This window comes from Kineococcus sp. TRM81007 (genome assembly GCF_022669155.1).
Lineage (GTDB): Bacteria > Actinomycetota > Actinomycetes > Actinomycetales > Kineococcaceae > Kineococcus.
The window spans coordinates 182622-205946 of the sequence record NZ_JALBVB010000055.1 but is presented as its reverse complement, the minus strand read 5'-3'; the positions used below and the strand labels follow the sequence as shown (position 1 = coordinate 205946).

General features: G+C 75.4%; 20 protein-coding genes. 10 read left to right on the top strand and 10 right to left on the bottom strand.

The features are described from left to right. Nucleotides 1–17 precede the first annotated feature (17 nt). The gene (locus tag MN205_RS21280) at nt 18–1430 is read right to left on the bottom strand and encodes a glycosyltransferase family 39 protein (RefSeq protein WP_308220285.1); all 1413 of its coding nucleotides are present in this window, start codon (nt 1428–1430) and stop codon (nt 18–20) included. Nucleotides 1431–1502: 72 nt separating this feature from the next. On the opposite strand from MN205_RS21280, the gene MN205_RS14185 reads away from it, so the two are divergent. Further along, complete coding sequence (locus MN205_RS14185; RefSeq protein WP_242128358.1) at nt 1503–3005, top strand: DUF2079 domain-containing protein; 1503 nt, start codon at nt 1503–1505, stop codon at nt 3003–3005. Between the two features lie 3 nt (nt 3006–3008). On the opposite strand, the gene MN205_RS14180 is transcribed toward MN205_RS14185, so the two are convergent. From MN205_RS14180 to MN205_RS14170, 3 genes are read right to left on the bottom strand one after another with little or no spacing between them, the layout of a single operon-like run. Beyond that, nucleotides 3009–4037 (bottom strand): hypothetical protein, encoded by a 1029-nt coding sequence (locus MN205_RS14180; protein WP_242128356.1) that lies wholly within the window; start codon nt 4035–4037, stop codon nt 3009–3011. Between the two features lie 17 nt (nt 4038–4054). Further along, complete coding sequence (locus tag MN205_RS14175) at nt 4055–4459, bottom strand: type II toxin-antitoxin system VapC family toxin (RefSeq protein ID WP_242128354.1); 405 nt, start codon at nt 4457–4459, stop codon at nt 4055–4057. Continuing rightward, nucleotides 4456–4776, bottom strand: a complete 321-nt coding sequence (locus tag MN205_RS14170; RefSeq protein ID WP_242128352.1) for a type II toxin-antitoxin system Phd/YefM family antitoxin — start codon at nt 4774–4776, stop codon at nt 4456–4458. Before MN205_RS14170 ends, MN205_RS14175 begins: the two co-directional genes overlap by 4 nt. Nucleotides 4777–4927: 151 nt before the next feature. Here MN205_RS14170 and MN205_RS14165 point away from each other — a divergent pair, with 151 nt between their 5' ends. From MN205_RS14165 to MN205_RS14155, 3 genes are all read left to right on the top strand, one after another. Further along, entirely contained in the window at nt 4928–6091 is a 1164-nt protein-coding gene (locus MN205_RS14165) for a heparan-alpha-glucosaminide N-acetyltransferase domain-containing protein (protein WP_242128350.1), read from the top strand. Nucleotides 6092–6212: 121 nt separating this feature from the next. Continuing rightward, complete coding sequence (locus tag MN205_RS14160) at nt 6213–7103, top strand: hypothetical protein (RefSeq protein WP_242128348.1); 891 nt, start codon at nt 6213–6215, stop codon at nt 7101–7103. Between the two features lie 120 nt (nt 7104–7223). Next, entirely contained in the window at nt 7224–8741 is a 1518-nt protein-coding gene (locus MN205_RS14155) for an NlpC/P60 family protein (RefSeq protein WP_242128346.1), read from the top strand. Between the two features lie 27 nt (nt 8742–8768). Here the strand turns inward: MN205_RS14155 and MN205_RS14150 are convergent, their stop codons facing one another. Further along, a complete protein-coding gene (locus MN205_RS14150; RefSeq protein WP_242128344.1) occupies nt 8769–10061 on the bottom strand; it encodes a type II toxin-antitoxin system HipA family toxin in 1293 nt (430 codons plus the stop codon). Then, on the bottom strand, nt 10051–10383 hold the full coding sequence (locus MN205_RS14145) for a helix-turn-helix domain-containing protein (RefSeq protein ID WP_242128343.1): 333 nt from the start codon (nt 10381–10383) through the stop codon (nt 10051–10053). Before MN205_RS14145 ends, MN205_RS14150 begins: the two co-directional genes overlap by 11 nt. Before the next feature lie 173 nt (nt 10384–10556). On the opposite strand from MN205_RS14145, the gene MN205_RS14140 reads away from it, so the two are divergent. From MN205_RS14140 to MN205_RS14130, 3 genes are all read left to right on the top strand, one after another. Then, a complete protein-coding gene (locus MN205_RS14140; protein WP_242128340.1) occupies nt 10557–12926 on the top strand; it encodes a S8 family serine peptidase in 2370 nt (789 codons plus the stop codon). Between the two features lie 114 nt (nt 12927–13040). Continuing rightward, a complete protein-coding gene (locus MN205_RS14135) occupies nt 13041–14003 on the top strand; it encodes a cell wall-binding repeat-containing protein (protein ID WP_242128338.1) in 963 nt (320 codons plus the stop codon). A 121-nt stretch (nt 14004–14124) separates the two neighbouring features. Then, entirely contained in the window at nt 14125–15564 is a 1440-nt protein-coding gene (locus MN205_RS14130; RefSeq protein ID WP_242128337.1) for a sensor domain-containing diguanylate cyclase, read from the top strand. A 33-nt stretch (nt 15565–15597) separates the two neighbouring features. Here MN205_RS14130 and MN205_RS14125 read toward each other — a convergent pair whose 3' ends face one another. After that, nucleotides 15598–16290: an NUDIX domain-containing protein gene (locus tag MN205_RS14125; RefSeq protein WP_242128334.1), complete on the bottom strand. Its 693-nt coding sequence runs from the start codon at nt 16288–16290 to the stop codon at nt 15598–15600. Nucleotides 16291–16346: 56 nt separating this feature from the next. Between MN205_RS14125 and MN205_RS14120 the strand changes: the two genes are divergently transcribed. Continuing rightward, entirely contained in the window at nt 16347–17105 is a 759-nt protein-coding gene (locus MN205_RS14120; protein WP_242128332.1) for a DeoR/GlpR family DNA-binding transcription regulator, read from the top strand. Between the two features lie 62 nt (nt 17106–17167). Then, nucleotides 17168–18628 (top strand): peptide MFS transporter, encoded by a 1461-nt coding sequence (locus MN205_RS14115; RefSeq protein ID WP_242128330.1) that lies wholly within the window; start codon nt 17168–17170, stop codon nt 18626–18628. 33 nt (nt 18629–18661) lie between these two features. Here MN205_RS14115 and MN205_RS14110 read toward each other — a convergent pair whose 3' ends face one another. The 3 genes from MN205_RS14110 to MN205_RS14100 form a co-directional block, all read right to left on the bottom strand. Beyond that, nucleotides 18662–19285 (bottom strand): PIG-L deacetylase family protein, encoded by a 624-nt coding sequence (locus MN205_RS14110; RefSeq protein WP_242128328.1) that lies wholly within the window; start codon nt 19283–19285, stop codon nt 18662–18664. An 84-nt stretch (nt 19286–19369) separates the two neighbouring features. Further along, entirely contained in the window at nt 19370–20374 is a 1005-nt protein-coding gene (locus MN205_RS14105) for a glycoside hydrolase family 6 protein (protein ID WP_242128326.1), read from the bottom strand. A 118-nt stretch (nt 20375–20492) separates the two neighbouring features. Then, nucleotides 20493–22304 carry a glycosyltransferase family 2 protein gene (locus tag MN205_RS14100; protein WP_242128324.1) on the bottom strand — a complete coding sequence of 604 codons (1812 nt, stop codon included), beginning with the start codon at nt 22302–22304 and terminating at the stop codon, nt 20493–20495. Nucleotides 22305–22530: 226 nt separating this feature from the next. On the opposite strand from MN205_RS14100, the gene MN205_RS14095 reads away from it, so the two are divergent. After that, nucleotides 22531–23304, top strand: a complete 774-nt coding sequence (locus MN205_RS14095; RefSeq protein ID WP_242128322.1) for an LGFP repeat-containing protein — start codon at nt 22531–22533, stop codon at nt 23302–23304. Nucleotides 23305–23325: the final 21 nt, after the last annotated feature.

Below are 23325 nucleotides of genomic sequence, written 5' to 3'. Positions count from 1 at the left end.
AGGGGTGGGCCGGCGGGTCAGGGCAGCAGGTGCACCGCCAGGCGGTCCGCCCGCAGCGCCGTCTCCACCCCGCACCCCGCGACCCACGCGGCAACGTCCGCCCCCGTCATCCGGTCCGCCACCGTCGGGTCCACCACGAGCGCCGCCGCGGAGCAGTCCACGTCCGTGCCCGTCGCGATCTCCACTCCCGGCAGCAGGCGGCGCAGCGCCTCGGCGTCCCCCCACACCACCACCGCGCCCCCCGGCCCCGCCAGGCCCCGCTCGCGCAGCAGGTCCGCGGCGAGCCGGTAGTCCGCCGGTCGCGTCGCCGCCACGTCCGCGAGGTGCCCGGCCGCCACCACCAGCAGCGGCGCGGCGGCCACCGACCCCACCACCGCGCCTGCGACCCCGCGGCGCCGCAGCAGCCGCGTGAAGCCCACCGCGGCCAGCGCGCACAGCGGCGGCACCAGCACGTCGTGGTACTGCGGCAGCTTCAACGGGCTCATCGCCACCGCCGCCGTGAACGCCACCAGCAGCAGCACCACCGGCCGCACCGCGGCCCGCCACCACGTCAGCACCGCACCCACCGCGGCCGTGCCCCACAGGGCCACCAGCCCCAGCCACGTCAGGTACTGCGCCTGGAACCACCACGGCGACCACCACGGCGGGAACCGGTACTGCTCGCCCGCCACCGACTGCACCGCGCCCCGGTCCGCGTGGTCCAGCTGCCACAGCACCACCGTGCGCACCGCCGCCGGGGCGTCCGCGCCGAACGGCAGGTACGCCGCCAGGAACACCACCACCGACACCGCACCCGCCAGCACGGCCCTCACCAGCGCGGGCCGCCACCGCCGCCGCTCCTCCCACAGCAGCGCCAGCACCACCACCGCCGTCACCGCGCCCGTCAGCTTCGACGCCGTCGCCGCCCCCACCGCCGCGCCCAGCAGCGCCCACCGCGCCGGCGACGGGCGCTGCGCCACCCGTTGCGCCGCCAGCACCGCGCACGCTGAGAACAGCAGCAGCGGCGCCTCCAGCGTCGCCCGCCGGTCCAGGTGGGCGGGCACCACACCCGGCGCCAGCGGCAGCGCCGACCACAGCAGCGCCGCCAGCACCCCCGCCCGGAACCCCGCGCACCGGCGCGCCACCGCGAACAGCACCACCGCCGTCAGCACCCCGCACAACGCCGGCACCGCCCGGTCCGCCACCAGGGAACCGCCCCCGGCGGCGTGACCGGCGGCGATCAGCAGCTTCGCCAGCGGCGGGTGCTCCAGGTTCCGGGTGAAGTCCCCGCGCAGGTAGGCGGCCGCCGTGTCCCGGTACACCAGCTCGTCGCCGCTGGACGTCTCCACCCCCAGCCGCCAGCAGAACGCGAACAGCGCCACCGCCGCCACGGCGAGCAGCGCCACCCCCCGGCCGGCGCGGGAACGAGGGGCGACAGGAGCGGTCGGCACAGTTCCGACACGCTAGACCGCCCCCGCGGCCACCACCCCGAGCGACTCACCGCCGGTAGGTTGACGGCCACGATGAGCAGCACCGCGCCGTCCGTCACGCCGCCCGCACCCCCGGCCCGCGCCCGGCGCCGCACCCCCCTCCCCGGGCCCGTCCTCGCCGGTGTCCTCGCGTTCGCCCTGCACACCTGGCTGGGGCTGGCCCGCTGGAACGCCGGCCGCTCCGGCGCCTACGACCTCGGGGTGTTCGCGCAGGCCGCCCGGTCCTGGGCCGCCGGGAACCTCCCGTACAGCGACATCCGCGGCCTGATGCTGCTGGGGGAGCACTTCAGCCCCGTCACCGTCCTCTTCGGCGCCGCCTGGTGGGTGTGGCCCGACCCGCGCTCCCTCATCGTCACGCAGGCCGCCGCCGTGGCGGTGGCCGTCGCCGTCGTGCACGCCACCGCCCGCCGCCACCTCGACAGCCGCGCCGCCGCCGTCGTCACCCTCCTGTCCACCACCTCCTACGGCCTCGTCAGCCTCACCCGCCTCGACGTCCACGAGGTCTGCTTCGCGGTGCCGCTGCTCGCGCTGTCGTGCTCGGCGCTCGCCGACCGCCGGCTCACCGCCGCGATGGGGTGGTCGCTGCCGCTGCTGCTCGTCAAGGAGGACCAGGGGCCCACGGTCGCCGCCGTCGCCGCCGTCGCGTTCCTCCTCGCCCGCGGTCCTCACCGCCGGCGGGTGCGCCGGCGGGCCGTGCTGACGGTGCTGCTGGCCCTCGCCGGGACCGTGCTCGCGTTCGCGGTCATCCGGTACGGCAACCCCGACGGCGAGGTGCCGCTGTTCTCGCTGCGCTTCGCCGCCGAGACCGCCGCCGTCGACCCGTTCACGTGGGCGGCCGACGGTGCCCCCCGTGCCCTGCTGGTGCTCACCGTCCTCGCCGCCGGCGGGTTCGTGTGGGTGCGCTCACCGCTGGCCCTCGTCGCCGCCCCCACGCTCGCCTGGCGGCTGGCCTCCGACCACGAGAGCTACTGGTCCACCGGGTACCACTACGACGCGGTCCTCATGCCCGTCGTGGCGATCGCCCTCGTGGACGTGCTGCGCCGCACCACCCGCCCCACCACCGGGCGGGTCCCGGCGCTCCCGCTCGCCGCCGTCGCCGTGGTCGCCCTCACCACCAGCGCCCTCACGTACCGGGACGCGAACTACGTCGCCGACCCCCTCGACCCCGGCACCTGGCGGCCCTCCGCCGCCGCGCAGGACCTCGCGGCCCTCTCCGCCGACCTGCCCGCCGGGTCCCTCGTCGCCGCCGACAACGGCGCCGGGCCCTACCTCGTCGCCCGCCACACCGTGCGGGTCCTGTCCAACCTCGAACCCGTCCGGGCCGAGTGGGTGGTGGTGGACACCCGCATCGACGGGGCCAGCGCCTCCAGCGGCGCCAAGACCGCCTTCCTCGCCGAAGCGCGCGCCGCCGGCCTGCCCGTGGTGCAGCACGGTGCCGCCGCCGCCGTGCGGATGCCCTGCGAAGGACCCGTCTGGTTGCCCGAACCCGGCGGGAACCCGCCGCTGCCGGAGCCGGTGTGGCGGGCCGGCTGCTGACCCTCAGCGGCAGGCGAACGTCTGCACCCGCGCCATGATCAGCGGGTTCCCGTCCGCGTCCGGCACCGGCAGCTCCGTCTGCGGCCAGTACGTCTCCGGGAACGCCAGCCAGCCGTAGGCGCGCTGGAACGCCCCCTGGCGGGCCAGGGACTGCGGGTCGGCCGGGTCCACGCGCTCCCCGAGCCCGGTGAGCGCCTCGTACGTCGCCACCGGGACCTCGGCGGTGCGGGTGGCGGCGGGGTCGCTCGGCCAGGTGGCCACGCAGGTGCCGTCCCGGGCGCCGAGGTCGTGGTCCAGCAGCGCCTCGCGCACCGCCCAGTGGTCCGGGTGCTCGTACTCGGCGTAACGGGGATCGCCCTCGCACGGGTGCGAGGTGCAGGTGCCGTCGGCAGCGCGGTTCACCCCCGCGTCGGGGGCGTCGTTCGCGTAGGAGGCGCCGACCACCCGCCGCAGCGGCAGGTCCGGCAACCGCCCCCCGCGCAGGTCGAGGACCGCCTCGACGACCTCCACCACCCCGTCCGCGGTCAGCTCTCCGTCGCCGCCGTCCACGGCGACCCGGGCACCGCCGTCCGCCACCCGTACCCGCGCCGGGTGCCCGGCCAGCTCCACGGAGGGGGCCGGCGCGTCGCCCAGCACCGGCAGGTGCGGGTCGCTCTCGGCGGCCGCGTCCAGGAACGCGTTCCAGCTCGCGGTGCGAGCCTGCTTGCACGAGTCCGTGCCCGGGCCCTGCGGCGGGGGAGCGGGGGCCAGCTCCCCCCACGCGGTCTGGGTGCTGCGCTCCACCTCCGCGGGGTCGCAGTTCACGGTCGCCTCACCCAGCGTCAGCGTCACGAAGACCGTGTAGGCGCCCGGCTCCTCCGCGAGCAGGGACCACGCCTCCAGCTCGTCGTCCGGGTGCGGGCTCACCACGAGGTCCAGGCCCCCGGCGGCCGTCGCAGCCGGGGCCGACTCGGACGCGCTGGGGGTGCAAGCCGTCAGCAGCGCCGCCACGACCGCCGTCACGCCCACCGCGCCGGCCCCCGAGGTGAGCACGTGGCGGCACCGCTCTCTCACGTGAGAGGGCGCACGGGCAGCAGGCCGCTGACCGCCCGCGCCAGGCCCTGGTCGTCGGTGACGAGGGTCGCCCCGTGGGCCAGCGCCGTCGCAGCGATCACGAGGTCGGCGAACCGCTTGCGGGGTTTCTGCCCCTGGACGGCGGCGGCGGTGGCGACCCGGTGGTAGTGGAAGGCGACACGGGCATCGACGGTGAGCGGGACGTAGTGACCCATCAGGAACGACAACGTCTGCTGGCGCTCGTCGTCGGCGGGGTTCGCCGCCAGGCCCCCGCGCACCTCCATCTCGGTCACGATCGAGATCGCGGCCGCGTCGTCGTCGCGGACGCCGGGGAAGGAGGTGCCGGTGGGCGCTTGCGCCAGGGTGATGACGGCGTTGGTGTCCAGGAGCAGGTTGGTCACGGGGTGCGTTCTCCCGGCGCGCCTCCGGCCCGCACCTGCCGGTTCCGTTCGAAGGGGTCGACGACCTCGTCGTCGAGGTGCTCGTCGAGGTCGGCGCGGAGGCGACCGGCGAGGCCGGGTCGCAGGTGGGACAGGGCGCCGACGACCTGTCCGACGGGCACCCAGGTCTGCGGGCCTGTCGGCTGCGGCGGGCTGTAGGGGCTGATGGTGGCGATGGGACGCCCCTCGCTGGTCACGGTGAAGGTCTCGCCGTCCTGCACTTCGCGCATGATCTGCGCGTAGTGGTTGCGCACGTCTCGCACGGGCACGGTCTTCACGTCGAAGAGCGTAGCGCGATCTGCTACGACGTGCTCCGGGTTTCGGTGCCGTCGATCCGGACGCGGACCGGTCGAGCCTCGTCGACCGGGGTGGCCGGTGCGGGCGAGGAGGTCGCGCCCGGCCGTCCGCGCAGGCTGGCACAGTGGCCGGGTGAGCGGACCGGCCCAGCAGAGCGCGCCCACGGCGCAGCGCCCCGCGGGACCGCAGCGGCGCGTCACCAGCCTCGACGTCGTGCGCGGGCTGATGCTCGTCGTCAGCGTCTCCGTGAACTCCCTGCTGCTCACCCCCGCCTGGTTCGACCACGCCGAGTGGGCCGGGGTGAACGGCCTGGACCTGGTGTTCCCCGTGTTCGTCGCCCTCACCGGCTGCGGGCTCGGGTTCGCGATGCACCGCCGCACCGACGTGCGCGGCCTCGCCCGCCGCGTCTTCGTCCTCGTCGCCATCGGGCTGCTGTACAACGCGGTCGTCCTGGCGTCCTGGGAACCGGCCACCTGGCGGTTCACCGGGGTGCTGCAGCTGTACGCCGGGGTGGTCGTCGTCATCGCCCTCGGGCACCTCATCACCCGCACCGCCCGCGGCTGGCTCGTCGTCACCGTCGTCCTCGCGCTCGCCCACACCGCCGTGCTCGCCGCGTACGCCACCACCTGCCCCGGCGGTGCGCTCACCCGCGAGTGCAACCCCTCCGGTGCCGCCGACACCGCCGTCTTCGGCGCCGCCCACGTCTACTGGCAGGGCGCCGCCGGCCACGACCCCGAAGGGCTCGTGGCGACCCTCGGCGCGTGCGTGTCCGCCGCCGCCGGCGCCTGCGTCGGGCACCTCCTCCTCACCGTGCGCGCCCGCGGCGGCGGCCCCCGCCGCGCGGTCGGCCCCGTCCTCGCGGTCTGCGCCGCGTTCGCCGCCCTCGCCTGGCTCACCGCCACCGCGCCCGGCTTGCTCGCCGGGGTGGACGTGCCCGTGATGAAGCGGCTGTGGACGGCGCCGTTCGCGCTCGCCGTCACCGCCGGCACCGGCCTCGCCCTCCTGGCCGGGCACCTGCTGCTGGACTCCGCCCGCACCCCCGCCGCGCTGCGCCGCGCCGCCTGGCCGCTGGAGGCGCTCGGGCGCAACAGCCTGCTCGTCTACTTCGGCTCCCACGTCGTCATGTCGCTGCTCGTCCAGCACGCCGACGCCGAGGGGCGCACCCTCGCCCAGCGCATCGCCGCCGCGGTCGCCGTGGGCGGGCACGAGCAGGTGAGCTTCACCGTCCTGGTCGTCCTCGCGTGGACGGCGCTGGCCGCGGTGCTGCACCACTGGCGGATCTACCTGCGGCCCTGACGCTGTGTGGGCGTTGGCGACCCCGATGTCGCACGCCGATCCCCTCTCGGGCGCCGACGGCAGGCCGAAGCCAAGCCAGTGACATCGGGCACACACATCGATACCTTCAGTGAATCCAACGGTGGAGGAGCGGGCGATGAGGACGTTGTCACGGACGGCCACCGGCGTGGTGGCCGCTGCACTGGCCCTCGTTCCCGGATCAGCTGCTGCAGCGAACGGTGCGGTTGACGACGACGAGCCCAACGTCCGCTGCGGGTGGACGATCATCGAGGACGTCTACCTCACCGGTGATCTGAACTGTCCCTCCGGTGACGGGCTTGTCGTGGACGCTGCGGGGGTCACCGTCCACCTCAACGGCTACACGATCTCCGGGACGCGGGCGGGGACCGATGACGCCGGCGCCCCGCTGCAGGTGGGTATCCGGGTACTGGCTCCGGACGTGGTGGTCCGCGGTGGCACGCTGCGAGGCTTCGACGCGGGGGTGCTCGTCGATCCGGCGGGTGATGCTGAAGCCGACCCCGCCCCGTCGGTGGAGGTGGAGAGTGCCCACCTGATCGACGACGGGTACGGAGTCGCCGCCGTGGTGGCCGGATCAGCGACCGTCGAGCACTCGACGTTCCGCGAGGGCGGTTACGCCGGCGCCGCGATCGAGGGAGGCGCGGTCGCGCTGGATCGATCCAGCGTCGAAGGTGCTGCGCTCTTGGCGTTGAACGGAGGGCGCGTCCTCCTCGACCGCACCCTCGTCCGTGGTGGCGGCAGCGGATCGGCGATCACTTGCTCGCAGGCCTTCGTCACCGTCGACAGGTCGGTCGTCAGCCGGTACGACGTCGGCGCGAACCTCTTCCAGTGCAGGGGCAGCGACGTGCGGCGATCGCTGTTCTTGGGCAATACCTTCCACATCCAGACCGAGCGCATCCCCGACGAGGTCGTCACCGTCAGCTGCACGGCCTTCATCGGTGGCGGCCCCGCGCCGGACCTGCCGCACGGCGACTGTGAACCTCCCGAGGAGTGAGCCGCGGCCCGTTCGCCGCACTCCGTTCCGCCTCAAGGTGACCGCCCCGCGTGCCGATGGGGTGCGGAGCCCGCGGTGCACCCCGCCGGGACTGGTGCCCCGGCAGGAGGAGGACGGACCATGCGGATCGTGACCCGACGGTGGACCACCCGCACCGCGCTGGCGGTGGCGGGTGCCCTCTCCGTGAGCCTGCTCGGAACGGTCGCCCCCGCGAGCACCGGCCTGTCCACCCCCGCGCACGCCGCGACCTGCGCTCCTTCCGGCGACATCGGCGCGCGCTGGCGGGCGATGGGCGCCGAGCGCTCCGTCGCGGGCGCGTGCGTGAGCGCCGAGTTCGGCGTCGCCCGCGGCGGCCGGGCCCAGGTGTTCCAGGGCGCCACGTTCTACTGGTCCGCCCGGACCGGCGCGCACCCCGTGTTCGGCGCCATCCGCGAGGAGTGGGCCCGCACCGGCTGGGAGAACGGCCCCCTCGGGTTCCCCACCAGCGCGGAGTTCACGGTCCGCGACGGCGGCCGCGTCCAGCGGTTCGAGGGCGGGCTGGTGCTGTGGACGCCCGCGCTCGGCGCGCACGAGGTGCGCGGCGCGTTCGGCGGCCTGTTCGCCGCGCAGGGGTGGGAGAACGGGTACCTGGGTTTCCCCGTCACCGGTGAGGTGGCGCTCGCCACCGACGGCGGCCGGATGCAGACCTTCCAGGGCGGCACCGCCTACTGGGTGGAGGGCATCGGCGCGAAGGTCGTGCGCGGCGCCATCCAGGGGGCGTGGGGTCGGAGCGGCTGGGAGTCCGGCGCGCTCGGCTACCCCGTCACCGACGAGCACGACGTGCCCGGCGGCAAGCGCAGCGACTTCCAGCGCGGGTACGTCACCTGGGACGCCGGCACCGGGACCACCGAGGTCACCATCACCGACGACACCGGCCCCTGGCTGCGGCCGACGTCCTGGCACCCCGCGGTCCCGTCGTGCCGGCCGATCGACACCGGCTACAACGGCTCGCGCGTGAAACTCGTGCAGCGCCGCCTCGGCCTGCCCGGCACCGAGGTGGAGTGGAACAAGGGCACCACCACCACGGCGATCCACGACTTCCAGCGTTCCGCGCGCCTGCCCGTGACCGGCGTCGTCGACCGCACCACCTGGGAACGCCTCGGCATAGCCGAGGACTTCTGCATGGACGGCTGGCAGCACCCCATCGAGGTCGCGCCGAACGCCGTCGCCGCCCAGCGGGTGGGGAAGATGATCGAGGTCGCTCACCGGTACCTCGGCACCGAGTACGTCTGGGGCGGCGCCGGGCCCGTCGGCTACGGCACCGACTGCTCCGGCCTGGTGCTGCAGTCGATGCTCGCCGCGGGCCTGTCGCCGCGGCCGGTCACCGTGGACAAGCACCCGCTGGCCGACTACCGCACCTCCGCGGAGCTGTACGCGCACGGCGGGCTGCGGCACCTCCCGCTGGCGCAGGTGCAGCGCGGCGACTTCGTCTTCTACACCTCCGACAGCACCGGCCGGATCGTGCACGTCGCCATCGCCCTCGGCGGCGGGAAGATGATCGAGTCGCCCAACCAGCGCGGCGTCGTGCGGGTGGTGGACATCACGAGGAAGCGGGGCGCGGAGACCCTCGCCCCCACGGTGGTGCGCCCGTTCAACTGAGGCCGCTCCGCCCGGCCGCGCGCGCTCTCACGGGGTGTCGTACTCGATGTAGGGGTTGCAGAACTCGCGACCCCACAGCAGCCGCCGCTCGCCGCCGGTCAGTCGTGCCTCGTCGCAGGCCTCGTCCCAGTGGTCGTGGATCGCCGCCCGGACCCGCTCGACGATCTCGTCAGCGTCCCGGGCGGTGAGGAGGAAGTCCGTGGCGACCTCCCGGCACAGGCGCAACTGGCTGGAGCGGCGCCCGTCCCGGGTGATGCCGATGGCTTGCGTCGAGGTCTGCGACGAACGCGGTTGCGGTGACAGGTCGTACGCCGGGGTGAGCGTCAGCCGGGCGCCGTCCCAGAACGCCGCGTGGTTGCGCAGGTGGTCGTCGTTGTTGCCGGTGAACACGTTGAACACCAGGCGGGTGAACAGCTCCCGCAGGGTTCCGGGGACGTCCGTCCAGGGGCCCGAGCGGATCTCGTCGGCGAGCTGCGCGTAGCTGGTGTGGCGCGAACCCATCTCCGAGACCCCGAGCACCGTCAGCATCGAGATCATCGACTTCCGGGTGTGCGCAGCCGTCCCGTCCGGTGCGTGGACCGCTTCCCGATCGAAGCGCTCGACCAGCAGGACGTCCTTGCCCGCAGCCCGGACCACCTCCACGGCCGGGACCGAGATCCCCGCCCTCGCGGCGAGCAGCATCGCGAGGCCCTCCGCCTTGACCACCGGCCGGGTGTCGGTGGAGGAGGAGAACTTCGCGATCAGGCGGCGCCCGGGGTCGTCGAGGAGCGCCTTCGGCCGTGCGCCACCGATCGAGGTGCCGTGCTGGGCGGCGGCTGCGAGCGACGGCGGAACCGCGCGCCCCTCCTCGACGAGCGCGGCGACGTGCAGCAGCTCGTCGAGCGTGGCCGCCTCGTCGCGGGCGACGTAGCGGTCCGGGGCCTCCTGGAAGTCCAGGGCGCCGATCCGGTCGCTGCCGGAGGCCATCAGGTAGGCGGTCTCGGACAGGTCCGCGTCCGGGTCCGCGGCGAGCCGGAGGTTGACCACGCGGCGACCCCACGCGTCCGGTGCCGCGTCCCGCAGGCAGCCCGCCAGCGCGGAGGGTGCGCGGTGGGGAGTGTCCCGAGGATCGTGCACCTCGCCGTCCAGGGGTAGCTCGCGGTCGAACAGGGAGACGGCGTTCCCCCGGGCCCGGTAGCTGGCGGCGTAGCGGAACGCGAGCACCGCCTGCCCGCGCGCCTGCTCGCCGGTGTCCTGCAGCACGCCGGCCACGACGGGGTTCGTGGCCCCTGGTAGCCACACCCAGACGAACACGCGGGCGGGGGGGGCGTCAGAAGTCATCGTCGATCTCGATCCTGCGCCGGTGCACGCGGCGGGGCAGCAGCGCCAGCCGGTCCCGGGCCAGCGCGGCGACGCCGGGCAGCTCCTCGGCGTCCACCGAGAACAGCGGGACGCCACACACGATCGCCGCCTCCAGCACGGTGCCGACGGCGGTGCCGGGGGCGCCCCTCTCGATGCGGCCCACCAGTGCCGGGGCGACGCCCAGGCGGCCGGCCAGGTCCGCGGCGCTCCAGCCGTGCTCGCGGCGGCCCGCGGCGATCTGGGCGCCGAGGGCCGTGAGGGCGTGCGTCGTCGCCGGGAGGAGCGACCTGGTCCTCTTCACGAACACGATCCTACATAAACCGCACATTGCAGGCTCTGGCTTCACTTTGTGGGCGGTGGGGGGACAGTCGGACCGTCGCGACCCGGCGGCGCGGGTGAGCGCCGTGAGGAGCATCACCCGGCCGCTGCCCCCGGCGAGCTCAAGTCCCGCGTCCCCGTGCCGATGACGGGGCCGTGACGCGACGACGCCCCGCCCCCCGCGCCGTCCTGACCGCGGTGGCGATCTCCCTCGCGCTGAGCGGCACCGGTGCCGGCACGGCGACCGCCTCGGCCGCCGGCGACCTCGCCGTCCTGCCCGCACCGGTGCGGGCGGAGATGGACGCGGCGCAGGAGTCCGCCTTCGGGGCGCTCACCACCGGCGCCGGCCCCCGCGTCGAGGTGTCCGTCGCGACCGACGAGGGCCCGCGCGCGCTGACGGTGAGCGCGGGCGACGCCGCCGGGGCCGCCGGGGTGATCGGCCTGCTCGACGGCCTCGACAGCGTCCTCGCCGCCGGTCCCGCCGGCACCGTGCGCATCGCCGACACCGCCCCGGCGGCGTTCACCCTCACCGACCACACCCCCCTGCAGTGGGGGCCCGCGCGCGTCCGCGCCCCGCGGGCCGCCGCGCAGCTCGGCGGCGCCCTCGGTGGCGTCACCGTCGCCGTCGTCGACACCGGCGTCGCCGAGCACCCCGACCTGCCGGGCGTCCTGCCCGGCGCCGACTTCACCGCCGACCCCGGCACCGAGCGCGCCGACGGCAACGGCCACGGCACCCACGTCGCCGGCACCATCGCCGCCACCGTCGGCAACGGCGGCGTCGACGGCGTGGCCGGCGGTGTCCGGATCCTGCCGCTGAAGGCCCTGTCGAACTCCGGGAACGGCACCACGACCGCCGTCGCCGACGCCATCACCCACGCCGCCAACCACGGCGCCGACGTCGTCAACCTCAGCCTGACCTCGGACAGCCCCAGCGTCGCCGTGCAGGAGGCCGTCCGGTACGCCCGCGGCAAGGGCGTCGTCGTGGTCGCCGCCGCCGGGAACTCCGGCGCCCAGGGCAACCCGGTGCTGCACCCCGCGGCCGACCCCGGTGTGATCGGGGTGTCGGCGAGCACGCGGACCGACCAGCGCGCCGCCTTCTCCCAGCACGGCCTGCAGATCGACCTCGCCGCCCCCGGTGAGGGCATCGTCTCCACGTACAGCAGGGACCCCGGGTACGCGGGCATGAGCGGCACCTCCATGGCGGCCCCGCACGTCGCCGCCGTCGCCGCCGCGGTCGTCGCCGTCGCGGGCTCCCTCACCCCCGACGAGGTCGAGGAGGTGCTCGTCGCCTCCGCCGAGGACCTCGGCGCCACCGGCCGCGACGACCACTTCGGGCACGGCCTCGTGCGCGCCGACCGGGCGGTCGAACTGGCCGCGCAGCGCGCCGGGCGGACCCTGCCGCTGCCGGCCGCGTCCCCGGCCCCCACGGCCACCCCCACGGCCACCCCCACGGCCACCGCCACGGCGGTCCCCACGGCGACCCCGACGGTCACCGCCACCCCCGTGCCGACCGCGGCACCGACGGCGACCAGCAGGCCCGCGCCGCCGTCGACCCCGGCGCCCGCGCCGACCACCGCGCCGACCGCGAAACCCACGGCGAAGCCGACGACGCCGACCACGGCGCCGACGCGCGCACCCTCGGCGAGCCCGACCCGGACCACCGCCCCCGCACCCGTCGTCCACCGCGACGGGTCCGTCACCTACACCGGCCCGGCCGGGCGGGCCGCAACCGTCCGCGGCGCCGTCCACGACGCGTACGTGCGCCACGGCGCCACCCGCTCCGAGCTCGGGTACCCCACCGGCGACCAGGTCGTCCTGCGCGGCGGGGAGTTCGCCCCCTTCGAGCGCGGTTCGATCTACTGGTCGCCCGCCACGGGCGCGCAGGTGGTCAAGGGCGCGATCCGCGACGCGTGGGGCCGGGCCGGCTGGGAGGGTTCCGCGCTGGGGTACCCGGCGGGGGAGGAGTTCGCCGTCCGCGACGGCGGGCGGGTGCAGCGGTTCCAGGGCGGTCTCGTGTACTGGGCACCCGCTCTGGGTGCCCACGAGGTCCGCGGCGCGATCCTGGGCCGGTACGCCGCCGGGTCCTGGGAGAACGGCGCGCTGGGGTACCCCACCACCGGCGAGACGGCGATCCGCGGTGGCGCCTTCAACCACTTCGAGCGCGGTTCGATCTACTTCTCGCCCGCCACGGGCGCGCAGGTGGTCACCGGCGCGATCCGCGACGCGTGGGGCCGGGCCGGGTGGGAGGGTTCCGCGCTGGGCTACCCGGCGGGGGAGGAGTTCGCCGTCCGCGACGGCGGGCGGGTGCAGCGGTTCCAGGGCGGCCTCGTGTACTGGACGCCCACCCTGGGCGCCCACGCCGTCCACGGCGCCTTCGCCGGGCACCACGCCGGCCAGGGCTGGGAACGCGGCACCCTCGGCTACCCCCGCACCGGGGAGTACCCCGTGCCCGGCGGGGTGCGCCAGGACTACGAGGGCGGTTCCCTGGTGTGGAACGCCGCCACCGGGCGGGTCACCCGCCTCTGAACCCGGCCGCCGCCGCGGCGGCCCGGACGCACCGCCGCCGGGCGGCCGAACTGCGCCGCCCGGGTCCCGGTGACACACTCGTCGCGCCCGAGGAACCCGACGTCAGGAACCGCCGTGCGCCACCGCCCCGCCCTGCCGGTCCTCGCGCTCACCGCCGCCCTCGCCCTCGGCACCGCCGCACCGGCGCAGGCGGCCGACGTGGTGATCTCCGGCCCGGACCGCTACGCCACCGCCGCCGCGGTGTCCCGGGCGTTCGTCGGCGACCGCTACGCCCCCGTGTACCTGGCGACCGGTGAGGACTTCCCCGACGCGCTCGCCGCGAGCGCCGCCGCGGCCGCCGACGGCAGCCGCGTGCTGCTCACCGGCCGGGACGAGGTGCCGCGGGCCACCCTCGACGAGCTCGCGAACCTCGACCCCACCGCCGTGTACCTCGTCGGGGGGACGTCGTCGGTGGGCACCGCCGTGGAGGCGGAGCTCCAGCGCCTCGGGCACGCGGTCGTGCGCGTCGACGGCCCCGACCGCTACGCCACCGCCGTGCGCGTCGCCCGCACCCTCTTCGACGACCCGGGCACGGTGTTCCTCGCCACCGGCGAGAACTACCCGGACGCCCTGGCCGGGGCCGCGGCCGCCGGGAGCCTGGGGGCCCCCGTCCTGCTCGTCGGCCGGGACTCGCTGCCCGGAGCCGTCCGGTCCGCGCTGTCCGCGCAGGAGACGAACCTGCCGCTGCGGCCCAGCCGGTTCGTCGTCCTCGGCGGGCAGGACGCGGTCTCCGGCGCCGTGCTCGACGAGATCCGCGCCCTCGGCTACGGGGACGCCGTGTTCGAGCGGATCGCTGGCGCCGACCGCTACGCCACCGCCGCCGAGGTCGGCCGGAGGTTCTTCCCCGGCACCGGCACCGCCGTCCTCGCCGTCGGGTCGGGTTTCGCCGACGCCCTGGCCGCCGGTCCCCTCGCCGCGGACCTCGCCGCACCGCTGCTGCTCACCGGCGCCGGCACCACCCCCGCCGCCACGCGCGCCGAACTGGACCGCCGCGGCGCCGGTGACCGCCTCCACGTCGGTGCAGCCCGCCCGTCCTGAGGCCCCGCCCGCTCAAGCGCGGCGCGGCGCGGGCCGATGTGGACGGGGTGCCGGGGCCGGGGACCACGAGGCGGGTGCGGGGGCAGAACCCGCACCCGGCGCTTTGACGCGCGGCCCGCTCGTGGACCCGCAGGACGCCCTGCCGGTGCAGCTCGTGCAGCTGGCGCAGCAGGAGGGCGCCCCCCTCCAGCGCACGCTGGACCTCGTGCACACCGCCCTGGCGCGGCGCTCGGGCGTGCTCCGCGCCGAGGTGCTCGCCCACGAGGGGGGCGACCTGGTGGTCGTCGCCCGGGCCGGTGAGCCCGGTCCCGTGGCGGGCGCGTGCGCGGTGTTCCCGCTGCGGCACGGCGGCGCCGAGCTGGGGCTGCTGCACCTGCACGGCGGCGATCCGTCCGCCGTGGACCCGGTCGTGGGTGCCGCGGCCGGCCACCACCTCGCCGTGGCGCTGCGCGACGTGGCCGCCGCCCGCGAGCAGGCCGAGCTGCACCGCGTCACCGACGCCGTGCGGCGCCTGTTCGAGGAGGGCGCGCGGGCGGGCAGCGTGGAGGCCGCCGGGCGCCTCCTCGTCGCCGTCACCGCCGACGTCCTGGGCACCGAGCGCGCCGCCGTGATGCTCGTGGACCCCGACACCCGCGTCACCCACGTCCTCGGCGTCGGGCTGCCCGAGGGGCTGGAGCAGCGGCTGGCGGCGGGCCTGCTGGGTCGCCTGGCCCGCGACTCGCCGGCCTGGTGGCGCGCCGTCAGCGCCGGCGGCCCCGAACTCGTCGACGACGTCGCCGTGGTCCCCGTGCGCCCCGGGGGGTTCGTGCAGACCCTCGGGGTGTGCTCCTACGTGTCGCTGCCGCTGATGAGCGCCGAGGGCCTGGTCGGCACGGCCGTCTGCGGGGACGTCACCCGCCGCCGCACCTGGACCGCGGCCGACCGCGTCCTGGCCCACCGCATCGCCCTGCAGGGCGCCGTGGTCGTCGACAACGCCCGCCTGCGGGAGCTGGAACGGGCCCACCTGCACCAGCTGGAGCACCGCGCGTTCCACGACCAGCTCACCGGCCTGCCCAACCGGGCCGCCCTCCTGGGTGCCCTCGGCGACGCCCTCGACCCCGTCACCGGCGACGGCAGGGTGGCGCTGCTGCTCATCGACCTCGACGGCTTCAAGCGGGTCAACGACACCCTCGGCCACCACGCCGGCGACGTCCTGCTCCAGCAGGTGGCCGCGCGGCTGCTCGCCCTCCTGCCCGCGGGCGCGACGGCCGCGCGCCTGGGCGGCGACGAGCTCGCCGTCACCCTGACCGGCCCCGTCCGCGAGGACGCCGCCGGCCTCGCCCGCGCCGTCCACGAGCGGCTGGGGGAGCCCTACGGGATCGAGGGCCGCACCGTGCGCACCGGCGCCAGCATCGGCATCGCCCACGCCCCCCGGCACGCCACCGACGTCACCGGCCTGCTGCGCGCCGCCGACGAGGCGATGTACCGCGCCAAGCGCGCCGGTACCGGCCCGCACGTGGCCCGCGACCGGCGGGACCCCGGCCCCGCGGCCCCCGCGCCGGACCGGGACGTCCCCTCCTGATCGTCCCGGTCCGGTGCGGCGGGCGCACCGCTCTCACGCGGGCCGCGGGGCGTCCCGGAACGGGCCGCGCAGCGCGGCCCACTGCAGGAGCAGGACCGTCTTGGCGTCGGCGATGCCGCCGGTCCCCACCATCTCGAGCGCCGCGGTGAAGGGCAGCTCCACCACGTCGATGTCCTCGCCCTCGTCCGCCAGGCCGCCGCCGGGGCCGGTGCGGTCCGCCGGGGTGTAGGGGGCCGCGTAGCAGTGCAGGCGCTCGGTGACCGAGCCCGGGCTGGTCCAGAGGGCGAAGACGTGCTCGAGCTCGCCGACCTGGACGCCCAGCTCCTCGGCGGCCTCCCGGCGGACGGCGCCGGCGGGGTCGTCCCCGTCGAGCAGTCCCGCCGCCGTCTCCAGGAGCACCCCGTCCGGGTGGCCGTTGACGTACGCGGGGAAGCGGAACTGCCGGGTCAGCAGGACGGTGCCCCGGGCGGTGTCGTGCAGCAGCACCGTGGCCCCGTCACCCCGGTCGTACGTCTCGCGCTGCTGCCGGGTCCACCGGCCGTCGCGCCGGCGCTGGTCGAACGTGGTGCGGCGCAGGACGTGCCAGGCGGAGGCGATCAGCTCCACGTCGCGCACGACGACGTCCGGGTTGCCGGTCAGGTCCCGGCCGGTCAGGTGCAGTCCGGTGCGGCCCCGCGCGTCGGGCACGTCGGCGCCCGGGCGGCCGGTGGAGGAGTGGGGTGGCATGCACCGAACGGTACGCTGCAACGCGGAAGAACGTGCAGCAATACGGAGGAGTGCGCATGCTGGTGGGTGAGCGCCGGGAACTGCTCCTGGCCCGGCTGGCGCGCGACGGCAAGCTCGTCGCCAAGGACGTCGCCGCCGACCTCGGCGTCACCGAGGACAGCGTCCGCCGCGACCTGCGCGAGCTCGCCGCCGCCGGCCTGTGCCAGCGCGTCTACGGCGGCGCGCTGCCGGCGAGCCCGGCCGTGGTGGACCACACCCGGCGCACCGCGATCGCCGCGGAGAGCAAGCAGCGCGTCGCCGCCGCCGCCGCCCGGCTGGTGCGCCCCGGCAGCACCGTGCTCCTGGACGGCGGCACCACCGCCCTGGCCGTCACCCGCGCCCTGCCCGCCGACCTGCGCGCCACCGTCGTGACCCACAGCCCCACCGTCGCCGCCGCCCTCCTCGAGCACCCCGGCGTCGACGTCTACGTGCTCGGCGGCCGCCTGTTCAAGCACTCCGCCGTGACCTGCGGGGCGGCCACCGTCGAAGCGGCCGCCACCGTCACGGCCGACCTGTTCCTGCTGGGCGTCACCGGCGTGCACCACCGCGCCGGGCTGACGACCGGCGACCCCGACGAGGCGGCCGTGAAGCGGGCGCTGGCCGCCCGCGCCGGCGAGACGCACGTCATGGCCAGCAGCGAGAAGGTCGGCGCCGCGTCCCCCTTCGCGGTGCTGCCCCTCGCCGCCGTCAGCGGCGTCATCACCGACGCGCCCCACGACCACCCCGTCCTCGAACACCTCCGGGCGGCGGGGGTCCCCGTCCTCGACGCCACCTGACCGAGGGACCAGCCGGCGCTCCGGTGTGCACGACGGTCGCCCGGGGAGGATCCTGATCGCTCATGAGCGAGGCCCTCCAGCAGCGCGGTCCCGACCACGGTTTCCTCGGTCAGCCGAGGCCCCTCGCCAACCTGTTCGGCGTGGAGATGTGGGAGCGCTTCTCCTTCTACGGCATGCAGGGCATCCTGCTGATCTACCTGTACTACTCCGCGGCCGAGGGCGGCCTCGGCCTCGACCAGGCCACCGCCACGAGCATCGTGGGCGCCTACGGCGGGACGGTGTACCTCTCCACCATCGTCGGCGCGTGGCTCGCCGACCGGCTCCTCGGACCCGAGCGCGTCCTGTTCGCCAGCGGCGTCGTCGTCCTCGCCGGGCACGTCGCGCTCGCTGTCCTGCCCGGCATGCTCGGCGTCGCGGTCGGGCTCGTCCTCGTCGCGTTCGGCAGCGGCGGCGTCAAGGCCACCGCCACCACCATCGTCGGAACCCTCTACGCCGAGGGCGACGAGCGGCGCGACGCCGGTTTCTCCCTGTTCTACCTGGGCATCAACCTCGGGGCGCTCGCCGGGCCGCTGCTCACCGGGCTGCTGCGCGACGCCGCCGGGTTCCACTACGGGTTCGGGCTCGCTGCGATCGGCATGGCCGCCGGCCTCGTGCAGTACTCCGTCGGGCGCCGCCGCCTGCCCGAGCAGGCCCGCCGGGTCCCCGACCCGCTGCCCGCCGACCGCCGCAGGCGCGTCGCGCTGCTGACCGCGGCGGCGCTCGCCCTCGTCGTGCTGCTGTACCTGGTCGGCGTGGTGACCGCAGACCGCCTCGACACGATCGTCGCCACTCTCGTCGTCGTGGCGTCGATCTTCTACTTCGCGATGGTTCTCGGCAGCCGGCGCGTCGACACCACCGAGCGGCGCCGCGTGCTGGCGTTCATCCCCCTGTTCCTGGCCAGCGTCATGTTCTGGGCCCTGTTCCAGCAGCAGTTCACCGTGGTCACCGTCTACTCCGACCAGCGCCTGGACCGCACCATCGCCGGCTGGGAGATGCCCGTGGCGTGGGTGCAGTCCATCAACCCGGTCTTCATCATCGCCCTGGCGCCCGTGTTCGCCGCCGTCTGGACGAAGCTCGGCAACCGCCAGCCGTCCACCCCGGTGAAGTTCGCCGTCGGCACCGCCCTCATGGGCGTGGCGTTCCTGCTGTTCATCCCGATGGCCGGTGGGGGGCCGGGCAGCGCCCCGCTGCTCGGCCTGATCGGCATCCTGCTCGTCTTCACCCTCGCGGAGCTGTTCCTGTCCCCGGTGGGGCTGTCGGTCACCACGAAGCTCGCCCCCGCCGTGTACCGCACGCAGCTCGTCGCGCTGTTCTACCTGTCCATCGCGCTGGGCACCGCCCTGGCCGGGACGCTGGCCGCGTACTACTCGCCGCAGACCGAGCGCACCTACTTCGGGTTCCTCGGCGGCACCGCCATCGCGATCGGTGCGGTGCTGCTGCTCGTCAGCCCCCTGGTGCGGCGGCTGATGAGCGGGGTGCGCTGACCGCACGGCCGGGCACCCCGCCCGACACCGGGGTCAGACCTCCAGCACCAGGCGGTGCGGCACGAACCCCTCCGCGCACCCCACCCGGGACTGGAACCCCCGGTAGCCGGCCTGGCTGCGCACGACCTCCAGGTCCACCATCCGCGAGTCGGCCACCTGGCTGCGGTGGCACCCCAGCGCGGCGGTCTTCTTGTCCAGCGCCGCGGTGATGTCCACGAACAGGTGCGGGCGGAAGCCGAAGCTGCTGGGCGACTCGTAGGTGAGGACCTGCCGGCAGTGCCGGGCCGCGCCCAGCGTCGCCAGGGCGACGGCGCGGTGGTCCTGGTGGGTGTCGTCCACGCCGTGCGTGTAGACGACGTCGGCGGCCACGTCGCGGATGGCCGACTCGATGAGGTGCACCAGTTCCAGCTCGTGGTTGGACACCTCGCCGTCGCGCAGGCCGCCCCACACCAGGTCCGCGCCGAGGGTGGCCGCGGCGTCCTCCTGCTCGCGGGTGCGGCCGAGGACGTCGCCGGGACCGGACTGCCCGTGGGTGACGACGAGCATGGTGACGCGGTCGCCGGAGGCGGTGTGGCGGGCGAGGGTGCCGCCGCAGCCGAGCTCGATGTCGTCGGGGTGGGAGCCGACGGCCAGGACGCTGCGCGGGGTGGTGGACACGGTTGCTGCTCCTCGGGGGTGGGGATCGGTGTGGTTCGGTCGGGTGTGGTTCGGTCGGGTGTGGTTCGGTCAGGTGTGGTTCGGTCAGGTGCCGGAGGTGAGCACGAGGGCGTACTGCGGCCACCAGGTGCCGGCGGCCGGGGCGCCGTCGCGGCAGTCGCCGTCGGACGTCCCGGGTTCCTTCACCCACAGGTAGGCGTCGGCCAGGTCGCTGCCGGTCGCCGTGGTGGGGGTGACCCCGATGCGCGCCGTGGGCGGGTTGCACCAGGCCTCGGGGTCGTCCTCCCGGGACGTCGCCCCGGCACCGTTGCGGCTGGTGTCGACGACGAAGCGCGCCCCGTCCAGGTGCGCGGACAGCTCCTCGCCGTACGCCAGGGAGTCCTCCGTCGTCTGGAAGTTCGACACGTTCAGGGCGAACCCGTCGGCGTCGTCGATGCCGGACGCCCACAGGGCGCCGGACAGGGCGTCCAGGTCGCTCACCCAGTCGGAGTTCCCGGCGTCCAGGTACACGGCCGTGGACGGCAGCGCCGCGAACGTCCCGACCGCCGAGGCGAGCGCGGCGTACCGCTCGGCGGCGTCCACGTCCGTCGCGGCGCCGGAGACCACCTGGGCGATCGCGTCCGGCTCCACCACCACCACCGCGGGCCGGTCGCCGATGCCCGCGGCGACCTCGGCGACCCACGCCGCGTAGGCGTCGGCGTCGGCGGCGCCACCGGAGGAGTAGTGGTCGGCGTCCCGCCCGGGGATGTTGTACGCCACGATCACGGGCACCCGGCCGGCGGTCTGCGCCGCCGTGGTCAGCTCCTGCGCGCTGGCCGCCGGGTCGGCCTGCTGGCCGGAGAACCACGTCGCCACCGGGGCCTCGGCCACCACGGCCAGCTGCTCGGCATCGGCGGTGTTCCCCGCCGCCGTCCACTCCGCCACCTGCACCGCCGCCGGCGAGTCCGGCAGGACGTGGAACTCCATCCCCTCGAGGGGGTTCGCGGCGGTGGTGGCGTCGGCCGTGGTGGTGGCGGCGCCGGCGCTCGAGGTGCTGCCGGCAGTGCCGGAGCAGGCGGTCAGGGCCCCCACCGCGAGCGCTGCGAGCACCTGACGCCTCACGAGGCCTGCAGCCACGCCGTCACCCCGTACGCGTCCACCGCCAGGAGGACCGCCCCGGCGGAGCCGATGAGCAGCGCGTTGCGCAGCCTCAGCAGCGTCGTGCGGTTCACCGGTCCACCCCCACGCGATCGGCGGCGCGGGTGCCGGGCAGGACGACGACGGTGCTCGGCGCGGTCAGCGTGCGCTGCTGCGCCGGCAGGGCCGCGGCCGGTGCGACGGCCCGGGCGGCCGTGCGGCGGCGCCACCTGGTGGTGACCTTCCAGATCACGATCGGCGCGAAGCAGACCGCCACGTCCAGCAGCGTCCACAGCCGCAGCGCCGGGTAGTCGTGGTGCAGCGGGAAGGAGGCGACCAGGCAGCCCAGCAGCAGCAACCCCCAGAGGACGTGCTGGCGGAACACGACCCAGCGGTCGCCGAGGGACTCCGAGCCCTTCGGGGTGACCGCGAAGGGGACCGTGCGGTTGCGGATCGCGTCGACGAGCGCGACGACGTACATGGGGGCGCAGAAGATCGACACCAGCATCCCCAGCGCGCCCGTGCTGGCCCTCTCCTCGTGCGGGCTCACGTTGTAGCGGCGGTTCCAGAAGTACAGGCCGGCCTGCATGACGGCGGCGTTGGCGTACAGCACCAGCCACGTGCTCGCCGCGACCTGCACGCCGCTGGCACCGGTGAGCAGGTAGGTGCTCAGGCTGAAGACGCCGAGCACCCAGGTGATGGCCGCGCTGGGGTAGTACGACATCAGCAGGAAGTAGTGCAGCGCGCGCTTCCAGCCCAGCTTCAGGGCGTACTTCCAGTACGTGCGGACCATCACCTCGTCGGTGCCGCGCGACCAGCGGTTCTGCTGGGTGAAGTAGTCCGACCAGTTCGCCGGGCCCTCGCCCACCGACAGCACGTCGGGGGTGTACACGGACTTCCAGCGCCGGCCGGTGCGCCGGTTGCGGCTGGTGTGCCACACCAGCGAGGTGGCGGCGTCCTCCGTGATGGAGTCGGCCAGGCCGCCGATCTCGCGCAGCGCCGACAGGCGCACCGCGTTGTTGGTGCCGACGAACATCGGCACCCCCCACCGGTTCGCGGAGCGCTGGAGCACCCCGTGGAACAGGTACTGCTGGGACTCGCTCGCCTTGGTGACGAAGTTGTCGTAGTTCTGCCCGTACACCTGCGGGCCGACGACGAACGCGACGTCCGGATCGCGGAAGTACCCCAGGAGGCGCTCGGCGAAGTCGGGGTGCGGGACGTGGTCGGTGTCGACCGAGATCCAGTAGTCGTAGTCGTGACCGTGCGCGTCGAACCATGCGTTGTAGTTGCCGTGCTTGGTCTTGCGGCGGTGCCGGCCGGACTCCTGGTTCCAGGCGGGAACCCCGTGGCGGGTGAAGTGCCTGACGCCGATGCGCTCGCACATCGCCCGGACCTCGGGGTCGTCGCCCTCGTCGAGCAGCCAGACGTCCACCGGGCCGTCGTAGCGGATGCGCTTGGCGGCGAGCAGCGTCTCCTCGGCCATCTCGACGGGTTCCTTGCCCGGTACGATCGTGGTGAGGAACGCGACGCGGTGGCCGGGTTCCGGCCGGACCGGGACGGGGTCGGTGAGGGCGGCGGTGGTGCGCACCAGCATGACCACGTTGACGAGCCGCAGCAGTTCCACGACGCCCACGCAGCCGACCAGCGCCACGCCGAGCCGGTACAGCCAGGAACCGTCGTCCGTCGGCCAGTGCGACGGCAGCAGCACCCAGACGAGGAAGGTCACCTGGAACAGCAGGGCCAGGGTGAGCAGCACGGCGGCGGGCAGGCGCCGCCCGTCGCGCCGCAGGAGGCGCTCGTACTGGACCGTGTAGGGCCCCGGTGGTGGTTCTCGCAGCGGGCCGGCGAGTCGCGCGTGGGTGGCGTAGTCGTACTCGGCGGAGGCGCCCTGGTTCTTCGGCAAGGTTCCCGTCCAGAGGTTCCGTGCGGCCCCGGGCCGGGGCCGTCGCTGGGACCAAGGAACACGGCGCCGTCGTGGAGAACCTGTGTCCCGGACATGCCTTCCCCACGTCGGTACTGAGAGTGAATGCCTCTGCCTGCTCAGTGACGACCTTCGTCCTTCCGGGGGAACGGTGGGCCCCGGGTCGTAAGGTGCCACCCGGCGGGCGGCGTGGGCCGCCGGAGGAGGGGTGAGGACTGTGCGGACGAGGACCAGGACGAAGGCCGCGGCGGCGCTCGCCGCGCTGGCGGTGCTGGCGGCACCGGCCGCGGCGCAGGCGGCCGTGTACCCCGGCCCGAACGGCCCCCAGTGGGTGGGCGGCGCCATCGAGCAGGAGTGGCTGCGGCTGGGCGGGGCCCCGGGCGAGCCGCTGAACAGCGAGACGCCCACCCCGCTGCGCACGGGCGCGTACAACGACTTCACCCGGCAGGCGATCTACTGGAGCCCCGGCACCGGCGCCCACACCGTCGGCGGCGCCTTCTACGGCTACTGGGGCGCGCAGGGCTGGGAGAACGGCCCGCTCGGTTTCCCCGCGTCCAACGAGACCGGGCTGCGCGGCGGCGTCATGCAGCAGTACGAGGGCGGGACGCTCTACTACTCGCCCACCACCGGCGCCCACCAGGTGCGGGGCCGCTTCTACACGCTGTGGGACTCGCTGCGCTGGGAGCAGGGGCCCCTCGGTTACCCCGCCTCCGAACCGGCCCCCGCCGCCGCCGGCGGGACGTTCCAGCGGTTCCAGCACGGAGCGATCTACCAGCAGGCGTCCTCGGACGAGCCGTACGCGATCAGCGGCGCGTTCTACCCGCACTGGGCCGCCCAGGGGTACGAGCGCGGGCGCCTGGGCTACCCGACCACCAGCGAGGTGTACTACCCGGGGGTCGTCGTGCAGTACTTCACCGGCGGCACCCTCTACTGGACGCCGTGCACGGGCGTGACCGTCGACACGTACGAGTACTGCGGCTGACGCCCGGCGCACCGGAGCACG